This is a genomic window from Acidobacteriota bacterium, from assembly GCA_040754075.1.
Taxonomy (GTDB): Bacteria; Acidobacteriota; Blastocatellia; order UBA7656; family UBA7656; genus JBFMDH01.
This window is the reverse complement of record JBFMDH010000030.1, coordinates 70,531-96,164: the sequence shown is the minus strand read 5'-3', so window position 1 is coordinate 96,164 and position 25,634 is coordinate 70,531. Positions and strand designations below refer to the sequence as shown.

Annotated in this window: 16 protein-coding genes; 4 read left to right on the top strand and 12 right to left on the bottom strand. The window is 45.9% G+C overall.

What is annotated here, in order from left to right:
- Positions 1-483: 483 nt before the first annotated feature.
- The 5 genes from AB1757_24965 to AB1757_24945 form a co-directional block, all read right to left on the bottom strand.
- Complete coding sequence (locus AB1757_24965) at positions 484-2,985, bottom strand: DUF5916 domain-containing protein (protein ID MEW6130311.1); 2,502 nt, start codon at positions 2,983-2,985, stop codon at positions 484-486.
- A gap of 361 nt (positions 2,986-3,346) precedes the next feature.
- Positions 3,347-4,156, bottom strand: a complete 810-nt coding sequence (locus AB1757_24960; GenBank protein MEW6130310.1) for a hypothetical protein — start codon at positions 4,154-4,156, stop codon at positions 3,347-3,349.
- Positions 4,157-4,291: 135 nt separating this feature from the next.
- Entirely contained in the window at positions 4,292-5,239 is a 948-nt protein-coding gene (locus AB1757_24955; GenBank protein MEW6130309.1) for a DUF4097 family beta strand repeat-containing protein, read from the bottom strand.
- Positions 5,240-5,255: 16 nt separating this feature from the next.
- Complete coding sequence (locus AB1757_24950) at positions 5,256-6,176, bottom strand: zf-HC2 domain-containing protein (protein ID MEW6130308.1); 921 nt, start codon at positions 6,174-6,176, stop codon at positions 5,256-5,258.
- Positions 6,166-6,732, bottom strand: coding sequence for a sigma-70 family RNA polymerase sigma factor (locus AB1757_24945; GenBank protein MEW6130307.1), 567 nt, complete (start codon positions 6,730-6,732; stop codon positions 6,166-6,168). The genes AB1757_24950 and AB1757_24945 overlap by 11 nt, the downstream gene beginning before the upstream one ends.
- A 272-nt stretch (positions 6,733-7,004) precedes the next feature.
- Between AB1757_24945 and AB1757_24940 the strand changes: the two genes are divergently transcribed.
- A complete protein-coding gene (locus AB1757_24940) occupies positions 7,005-7,970 on the top strand; it encodes a histone deacetylase (protein MEW6130306.1) in 966 nt (321 codons plus the stop codon).
- Between the two features lie 16 nt (positions 7,971-7,986).
- Here AB1757_24940 and AB1757_24935 read toward each other — a convergent pair whose 3' ends face one another.
- From AB1757_24935 to ligA, 7 genes are all read right to left on the bottom strand, one after another.
- A complete protein-coding gene (locus tag AB1757_24935) occupies positions 7,987-14,733 on the bottom strand; it encodes a hypothetical protein (protein MEW6130305.1) in 6,747 nt (2,248 codons plus the stop codon).
- A gap of 177 nt (positions 14,734-14,910) precedes the next feature.
- Positions 14,911-15,855 (bottom strand): SDR family oxidoreductase, encoded by a 945-nt coding sequence (locus AB1757_24930; GenBank protein ID MEW6130304.1) that lies wholly within the window; start codon positions 15,853-15,855, stop codon positions 14,911-14,913.
- Between the two features lie 163 nt (positions 15,856-16,018).
- Positions 16,019-17,743 (bottom strand): carbamoyltransferase C-terminal domain-containing protein, encoded by a 1,725-nt coding sequence (locus AB1757_24925; GenBank protein ID MEW6130303.1) that lies wholly within the window; start codon positions 17,741-17,743, stop codon positions 16,019-16,021.
- A 118-nt stretch (positions 17,744-17,861) separates the two neighbouring features.
- Positions 17,862-18,716 carry an ABC transporter permease gene (locus AB1757_24920; GenBank protein ID MEW6130302.1) on the bottom strand — a complete coding sequence of 285 codons (855 nt, stop codon included), beginning with the start codon at positions 18,714-18,716 and terminating at the stop codon, positions 17,862-17,864.
- Positions 18,709-20,079: a hypothetical protein gene (locus AB1757_24915; GenBank protein ID MEW6130301.1), complete on the bottom strand. Its 1,371-nt coding sequence runs from the start codon at positions 20,077-20,079 to the stop codon at positions 18,709-18,711. The genes AB1757_24920 and AB1757_24915 overlap by 8 nt, the downstream gene beginning before the upstream one ends.
- A 33-nt stretch (positions 20,080-20,112) precedes the next feature.
- Positions 20,113-21,189 carry an ABC transporter ATP-binding protein gene (locus tag AB1757_24910; GenBank protein MEW6130300.1) on the bottom strand — a complete coding sequence of 359 codons (1,077 nt, stop codon included), beginning with the start codon at positions 21,187-21,189 and terminating at the stop codon, positions 20,113-20,115.
- Positions 21,190-21,313: 124 nt separating this feature from the next.
- A complete protein-coding gene (ligA, locus tag AB1757_24905; GenBank protein ID MEW6130299.1) occupies positions 21,314-23,512 on the bottom strand; it encodes an NAD-dependent DNA ligase LigA in 2,199 nt (732 codons plus the stop codon).
- A 92-nt stretch (positions 23,513-23,604) separates the two neighbouring features.
- Here ligA and arsC point away from each other — a divergent pair, with 92 nt between their 5' ends.
- From arsC to AB1757_24890, 3 genes are all read left to right on the top strand, one after another.
- Positions 23,605-23,958, top strand: coding sequence for an arsenate reductase (glutaredoxin) (arsC, locus tag AB1757_24900; GenBank protein MEW6130298.1), 354 nt, complete (start codon positions 23,605-23,607; stop codon positions 23,956-23,958).
- A 443-nt stretch (positions 23,959-24,401) separates the two neighbouring features.
- The gene (locus AB1757_24895) at positions 24,402-24,590 is read left to right on the top strand and encodes a hypothetical protein (protein MEW6130297.1); all 189 of its coding nucleotides are present in this window, start codon (positions 24,402-24,404) and stop codon (positions 24,588-24,590) included.
- Between the two features lie 145 nt (positions 24,591-24,735).
- Positions 24,736-25,593, top strand: a complete 858-nt coding sequence (locus AB1757_24890) for a hypothetical protein (protein ID MEW6130296.1) — start codon at positions 24,736-24,738, stop codon at positions 25,591-25,593.
- The last annotated feature ends 41 nt before the right edge of the window (positions 25,594-25,634 follow it).

Below are 25,634 nucleotides of genomic sequence, written 5' to 3'. Positions count from 1 at the left end.
TTCGGAAGCAAGGGGTCAGCCATCAAGCGTGTGGTTGAAGCCCAAGCTTTGGTCTGCGTAAACGGCGGGAGCAGACCGGGCAAGACCATCCCCATCAACAGAATGATGACAAGAAAGGCGAGTTTTTGGCGGCGCATTGCTTTACCTCCCTGGGAAAAGCTCAAGCTTGCAGTTCAACATCAACCACATCGTCTCTATTTTATTTCCCTGATTACTATCAGGATTAACTTAAATTATCCAAGCGTGTAAAGATATATCGCAATGGGGGGAGGGAGCTGTCAAGCGTTCTAAAAATTTTTAATAAAATTTGCGCTATCCGGCATTCAGATAAAACGGTTTTGTTTAGGGGATAATGAGCGGCAGAATTTTGTGGACACCTTCCTTCTTCAAATCATCGGTTCCTTTGATGAATAAAATTCAGTGCAATTTGGTCTACAGTTTCCCTGCCATCATTTTAAATTACTATCCGGTTGTCTTTGTCGCTCAAATACTTTTCCTGAACAGGTACGAGGCTTTGATGAAGAATGTCCGGTTTTGCAGGCGAAAACCGCGTTCCAGATGACCGGTAAACGGACTGAAGCCGTTGTAATTCATCGCGTCGTTGTAGCCGAAATAAAATGCGGTTCCGGGATTGGGCGTCCAGCCGAATAAATATTGCCCGCGTACCTGCGATTCCAGAGTTGAATAATCCACAATCGCCCGCGCATAGAGGTATCGCGTGAACTGGTATTTTGCAAAAGTTGTGTAGATGTTGCTCACATAGACTGTGTGACTGGTGTCGTTGCGCTTCAGTGAACTGCGACTATATTCAAACTCGACTTCCAATGCCGCAGTCGGTTTATAGTTGAACGAAACTTCAGATGACCAGCCATTGGCTGCCCCGGGGTCGAGCGTCGCATTCGGGTCAAGCAAGGCGGCAGGGCTTACACGCGGGTAACGCGCCCCTGCGCCAAAATCGAAATCAAAGTCATTCCAGATTCGGTTAAATGAAAAGGTCGCTGTATATTTTTGCGATGGACTGGTGTAGTAATTAAAGAATAGTCCATTGCCGCTGGTCGAACGCTCCGGCGCGCCTAAAAATGCGCCCTCGCGTGTGACACTGCGTTTTGCGCCGAACTCTTCTTCAAACAAGCGACTGTAGAATTTGACGTAACTCACTTCAATATAATTTTGTTTGGTAAATGCCAGACTCAAATCCACACTGCTATCGGCGCTTTGCGAGCGCCCCTGTCCGTCGTAACTGATTGTCGCATTGTTAAACAGGCTCCACGAAACCAGCCTGGCTTTCGGGTCTGGGTCAGACCGATAACTCCAATTCACCCCGTTGGTATGCGTATCGGTGCGAAAAACAAAGCCGACATCGGCGCGATAATCGCGGGTGCGCCCGCTGCCATTGAGGTTATAACCGAAATGTCGTTCACTGTGATTGAAATTGAATTGATACCCAAGTCCATTGCCTGTGCGATAGACATTCGTGTCATTTTCAATGTCACGGAAAAAATTTCGTGAGGTGGCGCCAAGCGCCTGAAAACTGAAGGTCGTCTGCTTATCCAAACGAAAGCGCCCGTCAAAACCCGCGAGTTTATTATGTTTTTCAATGAAATCATAACTCGTCGCCAAAAATCCGAGGTTCGATTCCCTGCCGATGTCACGCTTTAAACGCGCCACCGCAATATACGCATTCTTGTCTAAAAAACGGCTAATCGTAGGCAATATATCGGGGTCGTTGCGCTCTTCATCGCTGTAATTGCCGGGCGCGTTATCCGAAGCAAGCAACAAACCGAAACTGGTGCGCCCTTCTTTACCGGAAATTTTAAATGCATAATCCGGGTCAACAATCGCCCGCGTATGCACGGCGCGAATCGGTGTGCTGAAAATGTCTATGCCTTCGAGAAAGAACGGACGTTTTTCGGCAAAGAAAATCGGAAAGCGTTGATTAGCGGTGACCACCGGCGCATCGGCTTCGACCTGCGCGAAATCGGGATTGATTGCTGCATCCAGGGTGATGTTAGGCGTTATGGAAAACTTCATGGTTAAGCCAATGTCCGAATTGACCGGAGAATTCACCAATCTGCCGGGGTCGGTAAGCGTCGGATTGTTCAGAATGGCTGAAAACGGCAGCGTCGGCACTCTGCGCCCATCAGAGACCAGCGTGATGCTTGGGATAATTTCAAAGGTGCGTTCGGTAGCGATTTCTTCAAAACCGGTGATGCGTCCGGCTTGATTGAGTTGCCCGACTTTATCGCGCGACAGCGGCATCCACGAATCGATTTCATCATTGAATCGGTCAATGTTGCGCCAGACATTGAAGCCCCAGGCTTTGCCTTTGCCAGCGGTGTAACGCAAAGATTTGAATGGAATGCGCGCTTCGACCGTCCAGCCGTCTGCAACAATCTGTCCTTTGGATTCCATGACAATATCAACGTTGAAATCGGTTCCCGCGCCTTCGGTTAAAATGCCATCCGCCTGTATGCCATAAGGGTTGAAGCCAATCACATAAGCGCGACGCTGGTCATTAAAGGTATCGAGAAAGATTCGTAAATTATCTTCATTTAAAATCCCGTCGCGCTGCGCCACAGTGGCGCGGATTTTATCCGGCTCGTCATAAGCGTAAACCGCTATATAAATATTTTTACTGTCGTAACCCATCATGAATTTCGTGTCGCGCGATGGCGCAAGGTTATCGCCCGGATGGGTTTGATAGAAATCTTTGAATACGGCTGCCTGCTGCCAGATCGCTTCATCAAGCTTTCCGTCAATGGCTGGCGCTTGTTCAAATTTGGGAATGCGAACCGGATTGATTTTCTCAATCGGCAGATTGAGCACAGCCTTTGCTCCGGTTGGTCGCAAACTCTTTTCATCGGCTTTGGCGGGCGCGGATGTGGCGGGTTCATTTTTTGTCGAAGGGTTATTATCCTGAACGGCATTTGCTTCGATGAGGCAAAACCCAAACAAAAGGATGGTCATCAAGAGACAACGTTTCATTCATCTTCCTTTGGGAGCGGAATGTGGAATGCCATTGAAACAGGGGTTTGATTTTCAGCGTTCCGGCTTTCCTGAGATTAGACGTTCGACTCCGAGGTTTGTTCCCTCAAATTCAATATTTCCTGTAGCCGGTCACCTAAATTTCAGTCGCTTATAAAAAACCAGATGTCAGGCAAATATTCAATATGATTTAACCGGCTCGCGAAAATAACATCAGAATTCAGGCGGCATAATGTACTACTTGACGGATACAAAATTCGTTGATGGTTTTCGCTAAAAAAAGCGCGCCGAGTTGAAAAGGTTGGTTTCCAATTCGACGCACTTGATTTGGTAGGTGAGTAATGGAGGAGAACTGATTGCATTAACCGGCGCGACCGGCGCGCACCAATCTCACGCGACCATTGACGCCCGAAACATTGATCGGCGCACCGCCGTTGCCGATTTTGGCTTTGAAACTGTGGCGTTCGATTTTCCCTTGAATGGTCATCGGAAAGTCCGTCGAATCGACATTGCCATTGACGCCGCTGACATCCAAATCCGCGTTGATCTCTTCATTGAAACGCAATTCCACGCCGCCATTGATGCCGCTGATATTCAATCCACGGTCACTCATGCGCATCAGGTTGATGGTCACTTTGCCGTTGATGCCGCTGATGTCGGACGTGCTCGCCGCCTGCGCCACATCGACTCCACCATTAATGCCGCTCAGGTTGATCGTCCCTTCGATTTCACCCACCCCGACACGACCATTGATGCCGTTTACCGCCAGGTCAATTTGTCTGGGCAATTTCAACATCACGCGCTGACGAACATCTTTACCTTCGCGCCATTCACCGCGCTCTTTTTTATTTTCGCCGCGCACCACCAGGCTGTTGCCCGTGTGTTCGATAATCACTTTTCCGTAGTTGAGGTCGTCTTTGGTTCTCGCCGAACGCACGATGTGAACTTCTGCGGTATTGCCGGATGCCGTTTCAATAGCCACAGTGCCATTGATACCTTTGACTTCAACGCGCGCGCCACCGGTAAGTTGATAGGTCTGATGTATCTCATCTTTTTCCGGGAAGTCATCAGACCAGCGACCATCTTTTTGCGCCGCTGCGTCAAGGGTGTGCGGAATCAGAGCCAGTACGAATGCTGCGAGGGTTAACCCGATTGAAAATCTCTTGTTCATTATCCTCTCCTTAAATTCAGAAAACTTGATATGCTCCACTTAGACGTAGCGTCCGACACCCAGCCTAACAAGGTCAGAGACTACGTCTAAGCGGAATCTCGGTTAGCGGCGAATTCGGCTGTGATTCGCCCTTGCTTATTTGCAATTATCGAAAGCGCCGGTGGCTTTCTTGATGGATGCTGTGCCGTTAAACGAATTGAGCACGACGCGCGCCTGTCCGTCGCCATATTTGCCGACAATGCGCCGATTCATGCCACTGGTCTGGGTGGTCGATTCGAGCTTTAATGGAAAATCGGTTTCGAGGTCGCCATTAAAGGTCGTTAGCGTTGCGGTAAACCCCGCGCTCTTTTCCGGCATCATCATCGCGACATCGCCCGACATGGATTTCAGGTTGTAAACGCCGCTCAGGCGAATTTCGGTTTTTAAGGTGACATCGCCGCTTACGGCTTCGGCATCAACATTGCCCGTCGCGCCGTTGATTTCAACAGAGCCGCTGACGCTATTGGCTTTCACCTGCCCTTTCACGCAGTTCAATACCAAATCGCCCGACACCACATTGGCTTTGATTTCGCCGTCAATTTTTGAAATCGTCGCGGTGCCGGTGATGACCGAAACCTGCACTCCCGCATAACGCGGTAAAGAAACTTGAATGTTGGTTTCGCCGCCCCGGTGTTGACCTTTCAGCAATGAGCGTTTGATGAAAACCGTCGAGCCGCTGACGCGATAGCCGAGCATCACTTTGTCGTCATCGCCTTCGCCTTTGGCTTCCAACATTTCGCCATCAGCGCCATTGACGGTCACATCGCCGTGAAAATTTTCAATCACCACTTTGCCGCCGCGTTCGACTTTGAGCTTAACGACTTCAGCTTCCTGCATGGGTTCGCGGTCATCGCTCCAGACCTCCAGGTTGCGACGACGTTCGCGTTGTTCTTCGCGACCTTGTCTCAGGTCTTCACGTTCAACGCGCGTTTGATTGACGCTGCGTTCACGAATGACCGCTTGACCGGAATTTTGTTGCGCAATGCCCACGATGTTCAAAGTGAACAGTGTGAGGATTGCAATAAATAATGTTCTCGTTCTCATACCTTGTTCCTTGAGCTTAACTTCCCGTGACGCCTCTGAGGACTTCGACTTTTTTCGCATAGGCAGTCAGCATATATTGCAAAGCAATCGGGTCATCGGGGTTTTTCTGCACAGCCTTTCGAGTCTCGGCAATCGTATTATCAATGGTTTTCAATGCCGCATCCATTTTGGCTACGAATTCGGAATCCAGTTGCGGGCGACGTTTGTTGTAATCGCGCTGCAAAATCGTAATCGCGGCTAAATATTTCTGTTCGGCATCGCGCAACAATTTTTCCGCTGTTTTGCTTGAGCTGACTAACGGCTGCGCATTCATCGCCGGATTGACTTTTTCAATGGGAGCCTTCACAAGTTTCGGTCTTCCAGCCATTTCAGTCGATTCTTTCTTGGGAAGCGCAAGGTTATCTTCTCCCGGATTATCCGTAGTCGGTGACGGACTTTGTGCAACCTGCCCATTATTACCCGGTTGATTCTGCGGGGCAGGGGTTGGCGCAACCTGCGGATTGCCACCCGCCGTATAAGCTGGTTGATTGCCCGAACGCGAATTGAGGTAATTCATCACCACAACCGTGATGCCAACGGCGACGATAACCAGTGCGGCGGCAAGCGCGAAACTCATGCGCGGCGCGCGGAGCGTTTCCACAAAAAAGTTTCGCAATCGCGCCAACACGCCGACCGATTCGACAACCGATTCTTTCACGACGACCGGTTGAACGGCTTCCTGCTTGATACGCGCTTCAATGCCCTGCCAGAGCGCCGACGTTACTTCAACCTCGCGTTTGTAGGCGGCGTAAATCACCTGCTCCTGTTTGAGCGATTCAAAAACCTCTTTGCACATCGCACAGGTTTTCAAATGCCCGGCAACTTCGTTTGAAGATTCGGCGTCAAGCTCTCTGTCAAAATATTCTTCGATTACATCAAGGCAATCTTCACATTTCATAACCGACTCCCAGGTAGGGTTGAATGCGGCGTCGCATCTCAGCCCGCGCTCTATGTAAATCCGTTTTGAGCTTAGGAATGGAAAAGCCCGTGATTTCGGCAATCTCTTCATAGCTGCGTTGATGGAAGACCTTCAAAGTAAAGACCTCGCGTTTATCATCATCGAGTTTGGCAAGGGCTTCGTGAATTACGCCATTCAACTCTTTATTGATTAACTGGTCATCCGGCAACAGCTCTTTATCACTGAGTTGCATTACGCCATCGTCTTCCATTTCAACTTTGCTGTTATCTTTCCAACGCGAACGCAGCGATTCACGCGCCACGTTTTTGGCAATGCCAAATAACCACGTCGAAAGTTTGGTGTCATCCCTGAGCGCGTGGATGCCTTTATAGGCGCGCACAAAGGTTTCCTGAGCCAACTCTTCGGCGAGTTCACGCTGCCCGACCATATCATAAATAAAGCTGATGACAGGTCTGGCGTAGCGGTCAAAAATCTGCCTGAAAGCGTCATCTTCGCCGCTGCGAACTCGCGCGATTAGTTCCATTGAGCTATTCATCAAAATCTCAGCGCGTCTATTTTCAGTCCTTACGAGCCTCAAGGCTGCCATTATTTATTTGCCTCTGCATCCTAAGTTCGCTCTGTAAGTGACAGACGCTTTGAAAAGGTTTCAGAATTTTTATTTTTGAAATAATTTTCCAGCATTCTCCCTTACGAAGTCTCGCCTAACCACGTTTCAGCTTATGATTTTATGAGGGTCTATGGCATTCAACCATTCAATCGTGTCTTGGCGTTTTAAAATTATTGAATTTCGCAAATGTCTGATGACGAATGAATGGTTATTCCCTAAAATGTCTGCTTATGACCACCGCCCTGATTTATACGCCCGATTATTTATTACATGAAACCGGACATCATCCTGAAAATGCCGCAAGGCTCAGGGCGATTTCTGCGGCGCTCGCGCAGGATGACGCGCTGCAATGCCGCGTGCAGAAACTTTCGCCGGTTGAAGCCACCGATGACGATATTCTGCGGTGTCACAGCGAACAATTGCTCGGTCAGGTTCGCAGTTTTTGCGACCGGGGATTGCCGTTCATTGATTTGGATACGGTCATCTGTCAACGCTCATTCAATGTCGCAAAACTCGCGGCGGGCGCAGCCATCAAAGCGGTTGACCTGGTGATGACCGGTGAAGCGCAAAACGCTTTCGCCTTCGTTCGCCCGCCCGGTCATCACGCCACGCCCGGACGAGCGATGGGTTTTTGTCTGTTTAATAATGTCGCCATCGGGGCGCGTTATGCGCAGGCGCGATACGGAGCCGAACGAGTTTTGATTATTGATTGGGATGTGCATCACGGCAATGGCACACAGGATATTTTCTATCGCGACCCGTCGGTCTTTTTCTTTTCTACGCATCAATACCCTTACTATCCGGGCACGGGAGCGCGCACCGAAACCGGCGAAGGCAAAGGCGAAGGCACAACGCTAAATATCCCGCTTCACGCACACACCCCGGCGCGCGAACATCGTCAGGCATTTTCCGAAGCCTTGAAATTGATTGAGAATCATTTTTCGCCCGATTTAATTGTTATTTCCGCAGGATTCGATTCACGACTCGGCGACCCGCTCGGCGGTTTGATGCTCGAAGATTCGGATTATGCCGAGATGACCAAAGAAGTGATGGAACTTGCCGAACGCCACGCCAAAGGTCGCGTCATTTCAATGCTCGAAGGTGGGTACAATCTTGATACGTTAGGCGAAACCGTCAGAGCGCATGTGAATGCACTTGCATCGTAAATAGTTTTCTAAATACTCACAGTGCATTTTTGCTACAAGCACGCAAGGTTAATAGCACTTGCCATAAGCCTTGCAATTGTGAAACCGGTAGTTCTAAAACAGATTTCAAACTAAAATAAGCAAAGTAATCAGCGAATCCCGGATTAATATAAATTATTTGGGAGAGCAGTTTGTTAATTGTTTGGGAATCGCTTGTTCTAGATGAAAGCATTAAAGCAGTATTCAGAGTATCCGTCGTCGAAAATTCAACTTCATCAAGTTTTTCGCTTAAAGCTTTTTCGGAATTATTAGCCAGTTCAAATTTGATAAGACGCAATAGGCTTTCTTCAAACCGCGAGCGGAGTTCTTCCTTACCTTCATAAATTAGTTGGCTTGCTGCAATGCGAAGGGCGACTCTTGCTGTAGCAGTATCTACTTTATAAATTGATTCGATATTTATATCTTCCAAAAATTTCATGAAATCATCTTGTAAATCTTCGTAAATTGGTGAGTCTCCAACTATTGCATTAATTTTTATCCATTCATAACTCTGATTTGGATTTTCCTTCAAATTTTCAAGCGCCTGACGAACTATTTCATGAAGAGTATTTGAGGAAGGAATTTCTATTTCTTCACCTTTTATCACACAAGAAAATCCCCCAAATCTTTCACCGCCTAAATAAGAGTTCAATGCATTCATCCTCAAACCACTATCATTGAATAAGTCAGCTAAAGGAGATTTAGCCTCCTCGTCTGAACCCGATAGAATTCTCTTAATAACCTCAGCAACACTTATCGTATCGGGCAGTTCAGAATTTTTACCCTGAGTCAATACAGTTAATCCGTGAACCAATATGTGAGTTCTGTTAATCCTATACGGATGCAAAATGTCATTCCAATACAATGGTTCTCGATTCACAATCTCTAAGCTCATCTGCCTATCCTGTCTCTTAAATCCTTCCGCTAATTTATCTGGAATAGCGGCAGCACAGTGAAAGATATTATGTAATCTGCTTGTATGCGCCCAGATCATGGCAAGCCTACTTTTTATAGAAATTGCTTCATTTCTATAGCTGTATCCAAACTCATCGTTTACAAACCTTAAAATTTCTTTAAAGAGTTGGAATTGTAATTTTCCTTTCTCATCATCGCATAACTCGCTCAAACAGGTTTGGGCAAGTTTAATTGCGACTTCATCATCCGGTGCAGAACGAAGCACAATATCAATCAAATTGAGAATGCTCACGGGAGAACCAAACCTAACAAGGCAATCTTCAATTAAGGCAATCCGTTCTTGACTTGGCAACATTGATACAGCTTTGATTACATTTTCAGGAATCTGTACAGGTAAACAAGCTAACCGCTCAATCGTTGAAACAAGTCCTTCTTCTTCTAACAATGCCAGGGACGATTTGCTCAATACTGTAGGAAAATCTTCTTCAGCAATTTTTAATTCCGTCAGGCGATAATGCTGCAATAATCCTTCAAAATTTGTAGGAATTAAATCTTCCCATTGAAACTCGGACATATCCAACAATTTTTGATGAAGAGATTGATAAAAGAATTCCATTGATTTATTTTGCCAAGATAGAACTCTCTCGACTCGTTTCACCGCAACCTTTAGGGATGCTATTTTTTTCGTCTCTTTATCAAATACCTCCTTATCGCAATCAAACCAAAACCTATTAATCCTTAATAACTTTTCTCTTTCACGCCTATCTTTAGACAACAATCTCCATAAAGGATTAGTCCAGCGTCCAACTACTTCTCCGGCTTCGTTTTTTACTTGTATAAAAACATTGTCTTTCCTTTCGCTATCAACCCTTATGAAGGTTAATTTAGTATGAGGGTTCCTTGCAATTATCTGGACTTCATGTCCATTAATCACTTTTTCAAATTTTGTCCAAAATTGATTAAAGGTAAACACATAGGAGTCGATTTCTTGGATTGCGCTTGTTTGAATCCCCAGATCATTAAGAATATTTGGATCAGTTTCAAATCCTCTTCTTAGACTTTCTGGCAAATCCAGAATCCATATTTGGGTGATCGCGCGAATAATTTTCTCAGATTCCTTATTATTGACTCTACTTGCTTCGGAAGAAATAACCAATTGTTTGAGACAATTTGTTGTGACTATAAGTGTTTGTGGGTCAGATTTGAAGCGCCGCGATGTTAAACGACTATCTAGCCACAAAAAGAAATGCCTACGGCGACTTGAATCGCGTATATTGGTCTGCAAATAAATCCCTTTACCAAGAATAAAAAACTCGCTCAAATCCAAACCTAATAGGTTTATATCTGAGTCTATGGTACGAGAATGAAAATATGATGTTAGATGATATGCCCCAAAGGCACCCGTATAAAGATTATTTAAAAGCCAATCAGCACGAGCTTCTGCTATATCAAGGCTTACGCTTTCATCTACCCATCCCGCAACAATAGCACGTTTAATGGCACTTACTGTTTCCTGAACAAATGCCATTTCGCCAAATGGATTTGGTGAACCTTCTGGCATTGGGGGGCGTTGTAAGCGTTCTGAATCAAGAAAACATGCAGCCAAATACCGGCGAATAATTGACAATTCTTTAGTCTCAATAAGTACACCATCACTAACTGAAGCTTTGCTCAAATGGTACAGAATTTCTTTACTGTTGATAGGTATGTAGCGGAAGTTTCCTGCACGTAACCGCAAAAGCTTTTCGTAAAATTCAGATTCGCTTATTTCGTTTTTCAAGAAGAGGGCTAACAGAATCTCATTCATTCCGATGATTGGCACATTGTCTCTACGGGAATAGCTATTAACAAAGCGGTCATCAATGCAGAAGACATCACCTTCATGAGGTGGATACGCCAGCATATCTTTAACAGAGTTAAAATCTAAATCATTTATTTCAGGTTCTTCTGTACCCCCATCAACTTCTTCTACTCGCAATGGAACAACAAATTCATATAATCCATTTTGCAAGCCTAAACTTAATCTATCAGCCCGGCTTTTTAACCATTCCTCAAGTTCGGCGCGTCGCTCATTCTCTGAATTTTCACCTTTGACATACTGAATATGTGTTGGGTCAACAAAAACCTGAAAATTATCACAAACGATTTCTAACAGATTTGCCCCCACTAACACATCAGCTATATTTTTCACTAAAAAGAGAGGGCTGCCGAGCGGCGGCAAATCAGGGAGAATAGTTTTTGTGCCTTCTTGTCCAAGTTTGTTTAAGGTTTTTTCATAATTAGTAATAGATAACTTTCCTTTTAAGCTTTCCACTAAAGTGCGGCAGTTGATGACATATTTTTTCTCTTCGTCCGAAAGGCTCACAATCTCTTTGAATGAATTCCATTTAGTCAATGGCAAAAAATCCACAACACATCCATTTACCTCATGGGATTTTGCAAAAGCCCATGCCCAGAGTTGTCCGAGCTGTTGAGACAGTGCGTTACGTCCCTCGAATGTGTTAGCTTCATCTGGAAAAGGTTTGAGTCTTTTCTGCTCCAACAACTTCAAGATATTTTTATTGTTTAAAATTCGAGTTGGTTGATGAGGCTTTAACTTCTCTTGTTGATCGCGAAGCGAATGCGGAACTTCTTTTGAAATGCGTATAGGGCTAAACTGTTGCTCTAGTTTGTCAAGAATACCCAAGTCTGCTGCGAGTATTAAAGAGGTTATATCAAGATGGAGCCGCCAACCTCGTGAATTCTCGGCAACAAATCTGTTTACAATTTTCCCCCCATGCCTGGCGAAAATAATTGGCTGTCGAATTGGATCAGGGTTGGTGCGGTTATTTTCTGGAATCCCATGGAAAAAATTCACCATAGGGATGTTTTGCTGATTAGCCAGAAAATGTATTGGTATGTTTCCTCTGGAATAATTTTCCCAAACTTCCTCTAAGAATTTTGTTCGTTTTTGTGACCAATCGCTAACTTGCACAATATCGTAAACACGCATCGGACCTTCGCCCTTTTCTGCAAACTTTTGCATATACAAAAAGAGTGGGCCGACTTCCTCTTCCAAACCTAACTCAAACCCTTGCATAATCAGGTTGGCAACAAAGTCCGGGTCTTCAAAAATTGCACGTTCCTTCGCACGATGCCAAAAATCTTTTGCTAAATTTATGTCTTCGAGCTTTACCAACCTTGCCGTATAAATCAGATTTCTTGGATTCACGTCTTCGCGATTGATTATTCTGCGCGCTACAAGGAGCAGTCCTTTGATGTCACCCACTTGTCGCAAGATTTCAAGCAAGGTAATAAGATTTTCAGTCGAGTCATCTTCATGTACTAATCCTTCAGCATCCTTGATTGCAGAGGATAAATTCCCTGTTTTAACTTGACAATGAATTCTTAAACGCCAAGTTTCACTTGGCAAAATCCCCTTCGGGAATTTATGTATGTGAGCGTCTAATAATTCCAACGCCTTTTCAGGGGCATTTGCATACCACAACGAAGTAGCTGCGAGGTGTATAGCATAGGGGGTACTAACCCGCTCAATCAGATCAGGAATGTAATGTAATATATAAATCCAGTCATTTTGTTTTGCTTTAAGATAACATAATTCAAACAGGTAATCCCCTCCACCTGTTTCCCTGTAGCATTCCTCAAGATATTCAAAATATGGTTGCCAATCATTTGTTCGAGCAGCAATGGCTTGCAAAGCCATTGCTGTAGTCCTTCTACGGATGGCTTCATCGTTTATTCGAGTTGCTAAGGTGATCGCTTTCTCAGGTTGATCGCTAAGAACTAAAATTTGACTTTTCCAAAAAGCCCAACGATTTTCTGCGCCAATATCCTTGAAAAGTTCTTTTTGTTGTTCGAGTAATTCAAGAGCCTCACCTGTCCTTCCAGATTTCCTATAAAGAACAATCAAAACAATTATTTTTTCGGCAATAGAAGCATCCTTGTCCGCATCCTCACTTTCCCCTAAAATGCTTCGTCGTAAAGCATCCTCACTTACAGATAAATCAATGTTGAAGTCACGAACGATTGCCCAAATTAATGCATGGTGATTTGCAGGGTCTTTTAATAAAAGTTCTTTACAAAAGGTGATTGCTTCTTCCTGCCTTGTCAAATCGTTTGCTAAACAAGCTAACCTCCAAATTTCCAGAGATTCTTTATAGCCTTCATCCCTTTGTGTATTTGTTATCAGGTTGAGGAACTTTTGTTCGGCTATACGAAACCGTTCTTGGCTTTGCTCGTCCTGTTTTACGAGTGTCCAATCCATTGGTTCAGGGCGATTGACAAGATGCTTCGGCACTACAGCAGGTGAAAGCCCAGAAAAATAATCCAAAATTGCCGATAATGCTTGAACGCTATCTCGATGAGGAGATTGAGAAATAACCTCACGCAATTCATTTTCTGCTTCTTGTAATTCTCCTTTAATAATCAGTGCTAATGCCTTGAGTCGTTTTGTTTCTATGTCAGGTATGATTTCAGATGGCAATTTTTCTAAGCAATTAAAAGCTTCATCAACACGTCCCAAAATTAAGAGAAAATGAACTTTCAGATTGAAGGCATCCGTAGTTTTGGGATTTGTAACTTCATGCAGAGCTTCTAAAATTTTTTGGTCATAGTAAAGAAGTAACGCTCGAACGTTGCTATCATCGTATTGGGGGGCAAGCTCTCTTGCTTGGCTGGCATAATCTTTAGCTTTATCAAAATCATCTTCTATATCTAAAGTAAATGAAACCATCGCCCTTAGCGCCTTAGCTCTGACAGAGGAATGAAGTAACTTCCAGCTGGATTCATTTTGCATTTCTTGAAGGAGGTTATAAGCATCGCGTACTTTTCCCGCTTTAAATTTCTCGCGAATTTCATCAATCCTTTCATCTTTTTCTTGAGAAAGGGCAGAGACCAAGTCTTCCAGTTGCGAATCAACAGCATTTACGGAGCCTTTCACTTCTTCTGATAAATTATTGCTAATCAAATTGGTATCTAAAGGTTTTTCATAAAGCGATTCAGATGTACTATGTGAGGTGATACTTTTAAGCTTTTCATCTATTGTTTCAAAGCTTCTAGGTTCAAGAGGTCTTCCCTTGATGTAATGTTTTACAAAACTTGCAACTGCGGCTGCTGCATACGAATGCCATTTATCATTTTTCTTAGGATCAGCTCTGTCACATATTGACCTGATAACTAGAAAGCGGGGTCTGAGCAAGCTTTGTCGAACAGCTTCTGCAAACCCATAGCTTTCCATTTCAATCGCTAATATTTTGCGATTTGGCTCAGCAATTAGTTTACGAGTAGATTTGTCTGCTATTACTTTCTCTCCACAAGCAATTGCTCCGACATGAATTTGAGGAATGGTATTTTTATTATCTGGTCTTGAAGTAGTGAGATTACATGTCCATTCCAAACTTTTTATTGCCGCATCTAGTAGTATTACGTCGGTTTCAACTATAATTGGCTCTGGAGATTTACCAGTTGGTGTTATTTTTCCTCTTTCATAGTAATAAATTTGTCTTCCTAAAATAATGTCTCCTAAACCAACCTTATTACTTGCAGCCGCGGCAATTCCTGCTAATAGCAACGCTTGAGGCTCCCAATGTTCAATTACTTCTTGAGTTAAAAGAGCCATAGGAATATTAGACATATCCGTAGGCTGAGTAACGACTATTTCGTAAAAATATCCATTTTCTAATTCAACCCTTCCTCGCCAATACCATCGACCTCTCCTTTGAATCCTATGCTTGTCACTTAATTCAAAAGCTTCACAAACGGCTTTACGTTCAATTTCTATTGCCGTAAGTATGGCAAAATCTATCGGTGGGTATTCATCTTTTTGCTTCAAGGCAAAATTAATTCTCATCGAAATCGATTACTGTCAGGAACCATTAATTTAAATAATTAGCTTTTCTTGAATCAGCCAACTTATTCTCATCCTTTATACTTCAGCAGAAAGGCAGGAGATATTTTACAAGTGGGTAATAACTATGAACAACTTATAATGAGGCTACTGAATTATTGATTATTTAGATTCATCACGATACCATTCAACAGTTCGGCGCAAGCCTTCATTGAAATCAACCAGAATGCGGTAGCCGAGAGATTTTTCAGCCGCTTCGATTGAGGCTTGTGAATCACGCACATCACCGGTGCGCGCCGCTTCGTGAATCGGTTCAACGTCGCTTCCGAGATGCGCTTTCATCAGATTTAACAGCTCAAGCAACGTATAGCGACCACCACACGCGACATTGAAATATTGCCCGGCTACACCTTCGGCTTCCGATGCCAGGAGGTTCGCTTCGACCACATTTTCAACGTAAGTGAAATCGCGCGATTGCAACCCGTCGCCAAAAATCGTCGGACGTTCGCCCTGAATCAATGCCGTAGCAAATTTGGGAATCACCGCCGCGTAATGCGATTCGGGGTCTTGCCGGGGACCGAAAATATTAAAGTAACGCAATGCCACCGCTTCAAAGCCATAAACCTGTTGGAAGACTTTAATGTAGTATTCGCCCGTCAGTTTCGACAGCGCATAAGGCGACAGCGGTTGCGGTTGCATTCTTTCATGTTTGGGCAGTTCCGGCGTCTCGCCATAAACTGATGAACTCGAAGCAAAGACCACGCGCCGTACCCCCGCATCGCGCGCCGCAAGCAGGACATTGAGCGTGCCGGTGATGTTGACTTCGTGCGTCGTCACAGGGTCTGCGACCGAACGCGGCACCGAACCGAGCGCCGCTTCGTGAAACACCACTTCAACATTTTTCATGGCATCAGAGACCATTTGAACATCACGTATATCGCCGCGAATGATTTCAACATCATCTTTAAAGGGCGCAAGATTTTCGTCTTTACCGGCGCTGAAATCATCCAGCACGCGCACGCTTTGTCCATCGCGCACCAATCGTTCGACAATATGACTACCGATAAAACCCGCTCCGCCAGTTACCAAATATTGTTTGCTCGCCATAATTTTCAGTGTGCTGCTTCAGGTATCAATTCAGTAAAGCAATAACCGCTTGGGTATTCCAATCCTAAAAGTTCACTGCCGCGGTCAAAGCCCGCTCGTTCAACGAGTGTTTAACGCCGCGATTTAAAACCGCTTTTTCAATCAGTGCTTGCATAGTTGCGAATCACTTTTTGATCAAAAAATTGCCAATCGCCAGACAATCGATTCCCGAACAATAAAATCCGCGCACCGCTTCACGCGGAGTTGACACGACCGGTTCGCCAAACAGATTGAATGACGTGTTAATCAACACCGGCACATCGCCGGTCTCACCGAATTTCACCAGCAATTTCCAAAACGCCGGATTGTCTTTGCGGCTGACGCTGTGCATACGCGCCAACCCTTCGCCAAACACCACAGCGGGAATCAAAGCGCGCTTGCCTTCACGAACCCGGCTTACGCCTTCCAGAAAGCGTTGTAAATCGCTCGGTTCGCAAAACTCATTGATGCGTTCAACAGGAACGGCTGCGGAAAACGGGCGAAAATCTTCGCGATGTTTAATAAAAGTATTCAAATTATCGCGCATCAATTCGTTCGCCGGTGAAGCGAGAATCGAACGGTTGCCCAAGGCTCTGCCGCCAAATTCCATTGCGCCGCGAAACCAGCCGATGATTTTGCCTTGATGCAGAAGCCTTGCGACCTCGGCAATCAATTTATCTTCGGTTAAAAAATATTCATAACCGATTTTACAGTTATCGAGAATGCTTTTGATTTCTTCATCATTAAATTGCGGACCCAGAAACAGGTGACGCATTTCATAGTTTCTTTCCGGGTGATTTAAATTCTGATGCCAGACTTGCAGCGCCGCGCCAATCGCACAACCGACATTGCCTGCCGCCGGTTGTACAAAGACGCGCTTGAACCCGGCGCGACGTTCGATTGCCGAAATCGCCAGACTGTTCAGCGCAACCCCACCGGCTAAACACAAATTCTCTTCGCCGGTTTTCTCGCGGTGTCGCGCGGCAATTTCACAGAGAACATTTTCCAGGTGCGCTTGAAGGCTTGCAGCCAGGTCGCGATGAATTTGTCCGATGGGTTCATCTTTGGCGCGCGGTTTAAATTTGCTGGCTTCATAAAACAGGTCTGAAAAAGCCGGACGACCTTTGCCGGTGATATTGAAATAATCGAGATTGACTCCGGGCAAGCCGCTCTTTTTCACCTTCAACACTTTTTGAAATAGCTCAAGGTAACGGGTTTTTCCTGTCGTTGCCAACCACTTGGTTTTATGACATTCATCGCCAAAACCGAGCGCCTCGGTGAGCGCCGAATACACCGCGCCGATGGATTGCGGATACTCGGCTTCGGCAAGGGTTTCAATCTGCGCGCCGCGTCCAACCATGAGCGAAGTCGAAGTCATATCGCCACGGTTGTTGGCAACGATGATGGCAGCGCGTTCAAAGCCCGACGCGAAAAAAGCGCTGGCGGCGTGCGCCATTTGATGGTTGACTTCAATGAATTTGCCGCGCCCTGCAAGCTTTTCTTCAACTATCTGGCGAGTCTTCAAACGTTCGCGTAACCCATTTAGCGTTTCGACAAAATAATCGGGGACAGCTTCTGCGGATGGCGCAGTGTGTGAACTGTTGGCATGGGTAGCGCGAAAAGCCATTTCGCGATGAAAGAGTTTTTGCGGTTCGAGATAATAGGCGACGTAATCAATTTCCGAAAAGCTAATGCCGCCGCGTTGCAAACAAAATTCAATCGCCTGCACGGGCAATCCCCCTGCATAACTCATTCCGATGTGGCGAACGCGAGATAATTTTTCTTCTTCGATGGCGGCAATCACTTTCCCATCACGAATCAATGCAGCCGCAGCATCTTTTTCCTGTCCGGTTATTCCTACGATATTCATGAATGATTCCTAAAAAATGTCGATTCGACCCAAGTGGATAGCATTCAGATGGGGCTATTTCAAGGGGAGAACAGATAATATCAAGAAATTTGTTATTCACCAACCAAGCTTTTAACCATCACGACAATTCACTCGCCTTTAAACCGGCGCGAAAAGCAATCGCCAGCAACACGAAAACCGCAAGCGTCAGTAATAACGATAGCGCCGAACCAAACGGTTGATTGAGTTGAATGAATTGATTTTGAATCAGGTTGCCAATCATGATGGATTTCGCGCCGCCCAGTAAATCCGGGGTAATGAATGCCCCAAGCGAAGGAATGAACACCAACACAATGCCGGCAATCAATCCGGGTTTAGAAAGCGGCAAGGTCACTTTTATAAACGTCCACAACCGGGTTGCGCCTAAATCTTGCGCCGCTTCCAATAGTCTGGTGTCCAAACGTTCGAGCGCCACATAAATTGGCAAAATCATAAACGGCAATTCGCCGTAAACCTGTCCGACCAGAATGGCAAAATCGTTGTACAGCAATTTCAATGGTTCGTGTACCAAACCGCTTTGCAGCAACACCGAATTGATCAGCCCTTCGTTTCTGAGCAGCAACATCCAGGCATAGGTGCGAATCAAAAAACTTGTCCAGAACGGAATCACCGTGAGCACCAGTAAAATGCGTTTCCAACGTTCAGGCGCGCGTAGCGCAATGAAGTACGCCACCGGGTAACTGATTGCTACACACAAAACCGTGGTTAAAAAGGCAATCCAGATGGTTCGCCAATAAGCCGGCAGATAGAGCGTGTCAAAAGCGCGCAAATAATTGCCAATGGTAAAATCGTAAATCGTCTTGCCGTATGCGCCGCGCGTGGCAAAACTGACAATCACCACAATGACAATCGGCGCGACGATGAACAGCACCAACCAGATGACGCTTGGAGCCAATAAATAAACGCCGATTTTCTTTTTTGCTCTTTCAGCCATGCGAATTCACTAACAATTGAGCGGAGGTTTTGAACCAATCAGCCAACACTTTTGAACCCAGAATGATGAACAATATCCAGAACCCATAGCGGGCGCGATAGAGTCCGCCCACGTTGACTAAAAACATACCGAGCGTCATCACTCCAAGCAATGCCGCCAGCAATAAAAACCATACCGATTGTTTTTTTCGGTTTCGGTAAACCGCCAGCATAGCGAAAATTTCAACGACATACATAACTAAAGTTTCAATACCGCTCAAGAGTCTTGCGCCCGCCCCGATGCTTTTCGATGGCGACAACCACATATCGGGAAACGGCGCAAAAAGCCCAATAAATAAGGCTCGCGGCGAATAACCCAGCAAATCGCGCCAGCCCGAAAACCTCACCTCCGCATCTATGGTTGAACCATCATTCCGGTAACGCATCGCCATGCGATTGCGAATCGCGCAGGCTCTTAAAATCAATGCGGCAAATAGATTTTTCTTTTGAGCAGTTGATTGACTGTCTTCCTGCGAATTGTTTGTCACCGCTGGCGAATTGCTGACCGCTGGCGAATCGCTTTGTGAAACGGCATTCAAATCACCGGTTGAAACCGCCGTCGTTCGATAATCGTGTTCAATGCTGATCGCCACAACCAGCAAAATAACGGCAATGGCACTATTGAACAATAAAAATCGCCGTTCGATGATTTGCCGCAACGTGAGCATCACTACGCCAAGACCAATCAACGCCAAAGTGAGTTCCCACATATTGTCGCGAATGATTGAAAGCGCGTAGACCGTGGCGCACCCGATAAACAAAATCACGATTGCGCGACGCCAATTCAATTCTTCATCAAGCAGATTGGCAAAGATGAAAATCAGCAAAAGCGTTGCAAAGATAAACGCCGGGTCGCGTAAAATTTGCGTCGTATGAATCAGCAGCGACGGCAAAAGCCCGACCGTAAGAGTTGCGACAATCGCTGCTCTTCTTGCAAATAATTGTTCCGTCAATTTGAATACAATCGCCAAAATTCCCAGATAAATCGCCACATTCAGCAATTCGATGCTTAAAATATTTGCGCCAAAAACTTTGCTGAAAATAACAAATGGCAAGATATAAAAATTCACCGGCGCGGAATTCTGATTTGACCATAACCCTGAGATGCCTTGGTCGCCGGTTGAATTGTTTATTTGCACCAGCGTTGCCAGGTAGGATTGGCTGTCGGAATCTTGAATCGTACCGTTTCCATCAAACAGGTTTGGCAACAGGTTGAATCGACCGGCGAGAAAAATAATCAAGGTAATCGTGACGTGAAATAGCGCGGCAAATGCTAACAATTTTTTGAGTTCGATATGCCACAGGGATTTTTTTTGCGCATTCAATTTCCGGTCGCCTCACTTTACCAAGCCTCGAAATCACCTTCGCAATAACACCGCGCTTTCACTTTCCCAGTTGAGCATGACATCCCTGCCGATGCGATTCTCTATAGCTTCGGCAGGCTCGCTGTTTTGTTCCAGCACCATTAACTGCTGCCCGTCGTGAATCGTCACCTTCCATTGCGTGCTTTCGCCCAAATACATCGCGGATTCGACTTTGCCTTGCAGAATGCCGCTTCCATTTCCCGACAATTTGATTTTTTCCGGGCGAATCATCACCCGCACTTTATCGCCCGGTTTGAAACCATTCCCCTTAACTGAAAACTTCGCGTTATGAATGTTGATAACCGAGACTTCATGAGTTGTCGATTCAATTGCGCCTTCCAAAATGTTGGAATCACCAATAAAACTCGCGACAAATTCGGTCTGCGGACGTTCATAAATCTCCTGCGGCAAGCCCATCTGTTCGATGACGCCGGCGTTCATTACCACGACACGGTCGCTCATGGTCAATGCCTCTTCCTGGTCGTGAGTAACAAAAACAAAGCTGATGCCAAGCCTGCGCTGCAAGCGTTTCAACTCTTCCTGCATCTGTTTCCGCAGTTTCAAATCGAGCGCCGCGAGCGGTTCGTCGAGAAGCAGGACTTTCGGTTCCATCACCAAAGCCCGAGCCAGCGCCACCCGCTGCTGTTGTCCGCCCGATAGTTCATTCGGTCTGCGATTTTCCAAACCTTCGAGGCGCACCATTTCAAGCGCCTCACTGACGCGGCGTTTAATCTCTTCGCGTGTTTTTTTCTGGCGTTCCAATCCGAAGGCGATATTGTGAAAAACATCCAGATGCGGAAACAGTGCATATTGCTGAAAGACCGTCGTCACATCGCGCTTGTATGGTGGCAGGTGGGTAATATCTTTGCCGCGAAAGATGACTTGACCGTCATCGGGGTATTCAAATCCTGCAATCATCCTGAGCAGCGTAGTTTTGCCGCAACCCGATGGCCCAAGCAAGGTAATAAATTCGCCTGCGTGAATCTGTAAAGAAACATTTTTTGCAGCGAGGGTCGCGCCAAATCGTTTACTGACATCAATGAGTTCTACGTCATAAATCTCCGTGTTCAACTTTCCGTTATCGCCTCCGATAAAATTTTCAGTCTGAAAAATGAAAAGGTTGAGAGTCAGTCAAAGACCGTTTTGCAAAAGCCGACATTTCCGTTGGATTTGCAATCCGATGTTTGCGATTGACTCAAGCCAGCATTTCCAACAACGATTCTTCATCCAGCAGAGTGATGCCCAGTTCTTTCGCTTTATCGAGTTTCGATCCGGCTTCTTCACCGACGACTACAAAATTTGTCTTTTTGGTTACTGAACTGGTTACGCGCCCGCCCGCCGATTCAATCATCTGCCGCGCTTCGTCACGCGAAAGGGTCGGCAATTTCCCGGTTAAGACGAATTGTTTGCCTTCAAGTTTTCTTGATGCCGCTGCCCCGCTTTTGGCTCCTGTAGCCGCTTTCAGGTTCACGCCTGCTTCTTTTAAGCGGGCAATCAAATCGCGATTGCGCGATTCATTAAACCACTCAACGATGGCTGCGGCAACCACACTGCCGATTTCAAAAATACTGGAAAGCTGGCTTTGACTGGCATTCATCAATTCATCAATCGACGCAAAGTTACCCGCTAAAATTTTCGCCGTGCGTTCACCAACGTGGCGAATGCCGAGTCCAAACAGCAATCGGTGAAAATCATTTTGCTTACTCGCTTCGATTTGTTCGAGCAGATTATCAACGGATTTCGCGCCCATTCGTTCAAGCGCGAGAAATTCATCGCGACGTTCGCTGAGATGATAGAGGTCTGCAAAATCGCGCACCAGCGGTGGCAGAGTTTGCCCATCAATCAAGCGGTTGGAGGTGAGTTGTTCAATCAACGATTCGCCGAGTCCTTCGATGCGCATAGCCGGACGCGAGGCAAACTGTTTGAGTCCGGCTTTGATTTTCGCAGGACAGGTGGCATTGACACATCGCCAGGCAACTTCACCGGGTTGACGAACCACCGGTTCACCGCAGGCAGGACAATCTTTTGGCATCACGAAATCCTGAAGCTCGCGTTCTCTGCCCGTGCGTTTCGATTCAACGACTTTGACGACCTGCGGAATGATTTCCCCGCTCTTTTCAACCAGCACATAATCGCCGATTTTTACGCCGAGTCGTTTAATCTGTTCATCGTTATGCAGAGACGCGCGCGAGACGGTTGTGCCCGCCAAAAATACCGGCTCGAGTTCGGCAACCGGTGTGAGCGTCCCGATGCGCCCGACCTGTACAGTGATGCCTAACAGTTTGGTTGTCGCCTGCCTGGCAGGATATTTGTATGCCACAGCCCAGCGCGGCGCTTTTGAGGTTGAGCCGAGTTCGTCCTGCAAAGCGACTTTGTTGACTTTGACCACTACGCCGTCAATTTCATAACCAAGCGCGTCGCGTTTTTCGCCCCAGGTTTCGCAATATTGAACCACTTCATCAATCGAATCGCATAAGGCGCGTGCATCGTTGACCCTGAATCCGGCATTGACCAGCCATTCGAGCGCCTGCCAGTGCGAGGCAAACGGTTTTCGCCCGTCAAACAACAGGTCATAGCAGAAGAGGTCAAGCTGGCGTTCGGCAACGGTTTTAGAATCGAGTAATTTCATGGTGCCCGATGCAGCGTTGCGCGGATTGGCAAACAGTTGCAACCCTTGTTCGGCACGCGCTTCATTGATTTTCCGAAATGATTCATTGGGCAAATAGACTTCCCCGCGCACTTCGATTTCATCAGGCTCTGGAATTGCGCTTTGATGTGAAGGGTCAGGTGTTTTACCGGATTTTTTCAACGATTCGCCGGTTTCAGGATTGCCGAAAAGTGAGGGTTGAGCAAGCGGCGGTTTCTCTTTTTTTGTACCTGTAGGTTGCTGAAAAGCCTCTTCGCGAATGCGTAAGGGCAATGAGCGGATGGTGCGAATATTTTGCGTGACATCATCGCCAACCACACCGTCGCCGCGGGTCACGCCGCGCGTCAAACGATTTTTTTCATATATCGCTGAAATACTCAACCCATCAATTTTCAATTCGGTAACATACTCGACCTGCTCCAATCCGACGCCTTTGCGCACCCGCTTATCCCATTCGCGCAAATCATCCATCGAATAAGTATTATCGAGCGAGAGCATCGGGCGACGATGGCGATATTCAACGAAGCCTTCGGCAGGGCGACCCGATACGCGCTGCGTTGGCGAATCGGGGGTGATGAGTTGCGGGTGTTCGGCTTCAATGGCTTTCAAGCGATTCATCAACTGGTCATATTCAAAATCGCTGATTTCCGGGTCGCTGTGAAGATAATACCGTTCATCGTGATAACGTATCTCTTCTCTAAGTTGCTTGAGTTCGGCTTCCAGTGTTTGATTTTTTTTGGTCATCATTTGGCTGAGAATATATCATAATCCGAATTTAAATTGCTTCATTCTGTTGTGCAGGATTTGCCTATGCTAATATCCCTGCGAGGAGAAAATCTATGAGCGAAAAGATTACCATCTATCAAAAGCCGACCTGTAGCAAGTGTCGCGAGGCGCTGGCGATTTTAAACGAAAGCGGCGAAACCTTTGAATCCGTCAATTATTACGAGACGCCTTTAACGAAGGATGAATTGCGTCAGTTGATTGCTAAACTCGGCATTCCTGCCAAAGATTTATTGCGCAAAGGCGAAGATGTGTTTCGCGCCTTGAATATCAAACCGGATGAAATTTCCGAAGACGAATTGATTGCGTTAATGATTGCGCACCCGGATTTAATGCAACGCCCGATTGTGGTTCGCGGCGACCGCGCAGTTTTGGCAAGACCGCCGCAAAATGTTTGCGAGTTGCTGTAATAAAAGCTTATCGAGAGCGTTTCTCATAACGCTTACATCGCTATTTAAGCCAAACCCAATTCCCGTCGCGCCAGTTTGCTGCATTTAATCTGAGAAAATAATTCCTTATTATTATCAAGCGGTTTATTTCTTTTTACCGCGTTCACATCTCTTCCCTATCTGTAGCATCAAAAGTATGAACTTCAATGAATCCAAAATTTTTGTTCACTCGAAATATTTCTTTGACCGAAGTGAGGGAACCTTGAAAAAAAAATTGCGTTATTGATTGAGCGAGGAATAAAGGTTGAATCGCTTGTAAGAAAGTTACGCTATGAATTGAAAACCGATGTATCAGGGTTATTCGTAGAAAACTCTATTAAGCGAAAATATTTTTTGAAAATGTGAAAAATTTTGCAGACAAAACGTTCTGACTTACGTCTAAGAACTTTGAAGGAGAACGAACAATGAGATTATTAGAATTATTTTACAACCACACACACTATTGGGGCGTACCCCACCCACGCTCAACCGATGACCGATTGATTCAAACCTGCTACGAATGCGGGGCTGAACGCGAGGTCAAAGCCCAGATTTATCAACCTAACAATGTAAAAGTGATTGCCCCGTATCAGGGCGATAAATACGCTGCGTAAACGTTAAACCATTTTAGCCGAACGGCGGAGTTTTACACATCAGGGAGAGCATTTCATTGTGTAAACACTTCGCCGTTTTTTTATTCTCAAATCTTCCAACACTGCGCGAATAAAAACAAAAAGCTTGGTTTCAGAAGGAGAAGTTATGAATATCCAAAGCAAATCGAAAAAACACGGGATGGTTTATTTCGATTCCATCTCCGCAAAAGAGTTTGAATCCCGCCTGGAAGTTCCCGATGGTCGAAATCCCAATCAAAATGCCTGGCTCACCATCACTATCAATTACTCGTTGAATTTTGCTGACAGCAAAAATCGTGTGGCGGGGGTTATCGTCGAAAAGAATGGGAAATATTATGCCAAAGATTCGGACAATGAACTCTTCCCCATCAAAGACTGGGATTTTAAATCGCAAATAGAATTCAATCGCAGATTCCGGCAGGGCGAAAAATTCTGGAATTACAAATTTTTGCTGATTACGCCCAAAGATTATAATGCCTTCGATTATACAAGCTGGGCTGGTCCCGGTTGGATTTGCCGCCCCAATATCATCTGTTTATTCCGATTGGGCAGTGGTCTCAGCCCTACACATTTGCCGCTCACGGTGGTTCGTCCCGACCCAACCTGGTGGGATAACCTGGTCGGCAATTCTTTCCGCTCACACAGTCGGCTCTATGATGAAGAGGATGTAAAGACCAAAACGCTCTGGCACGAACTCGGTCATGCGTTAGACCAGTTGCACATCAAAGCCCTGATGGGCAACCAACAATGTCTGGTTGATATTAACAAAGATGATTGTTACGACACGCCCTCTGGAATGGACGAAAATATTATGGGGCGCGGAACCGGACTCGCAACCGTCAATGCCAAGCCCTGGCAAGAATTGATTGAAGCTCACACCGGCATTCCGAAATTCAAATGGCTGGTGACCACGGCAACCAATACGCCGCCAAGAAAATTACAGATGGCATTTCAAGTCAGAGGCGTGATGCCGCAGGTGTGGTAACAACGAAAGCCTTCGCAACTCCGGCTGGTGCATCAGGAGGG

What these genes read in the sequence shown, in the direction of transcription:
- AB1757_24940 (MEW6130306.1), top strand. Translation starts at nt 7,005, where the DNA reads ATGAATGGTTATTCCCTAAAATGTCTGCTTATGACCACCGCCCTGATT.
- AB1757_24925 (MEW6130303.1), bottom strand. Translation starts at nt 17,743, where the DNA reads ATGAATATCGTAGGAATAACCGGACAGGAAAAAGATGCTGCGGCTGCA.
- ligA (MEW6130299.1), bottom strand. Translation starts at nt 23,512, where the DNA reads ATGATGACCAAAAAAAATCAAACACTGGAAGCCGAACTCAAGCAACTT.
- AB1757_24965 (MEW6130311.1), bottom strand. Translation starts at nt 2,985, where the DNA reads ATGAAACGTTGTCTCTTGATGACCATCCTTTTGTTTGGGTTTTGCCTC.
- AB1757_24890 (MEW6130296.1), top strand. Translation starts at nt 24,736, where the DNA reads ATGAATATCCAAAGCAAATCGAAAAAACACGGGATGGTTTATTTCGAT.
- AB1757_24895 (MEW6130297.1), top strand. Translation starts at nt 24,402, where the DNA reads ATGAGATTATTAGAATTATTTTACAACCACACACACTATTGGGGCGTA.
- AB1757_24930 (MEW6130304.1), bottom strand. Translation starts at nt 15,855, where the DNA reads ATGGCGAGCAAACAATATTTGGTAACTGGCGGAGCGGGTTTTATCGGT.
- AB1757_24960 (MEW6130310.1), bottom strand. Translation starts at nt 4,156, where the DNA reads ATGAACAAGAGATTTTCAATCGGGTTAACCCTCGCAGCATTCGTACTG.
- AB1757_24945 (MEW6130307.1), bottom strand. Translation starts at nt 6,732, where the DNA reads ATGAATAGCTCAATGGAACTAATCGCGCGAGTTCGCAGCGGCGAAGAT.
- arsC (MEW6130298.1), top strand. Translation starts at nt 23,605, where the DNA reads ATGAGCGAAAAGATTACCATCTATCAAAAGCCGACCTGTAGCAAGTGT.
- AB1757_24950 (MEW6130308.1), bottom strand. Translation starts at nt 6,176, where the DNA reads ATGAAATGTGAAGATTGCCTTGATGTAATCGAAGAATATTTTGACAGA.
- AB1757_24955 (MEW6130309.1), bottom strand. Translation starts at nt 5,239, where the DNA reads ATGAGAACGAGAACATTATTTATTGCAATCCTCACACTGTTCACTTTG.
- AB1757_24920 (MEW6130302.1), bottom strand. Translation starts at nt 18,716, where the DNA reads ATGGCTGAAAGAGCAAAAAAGAAAATCGGCGTTTATTTATTGGCTCCA.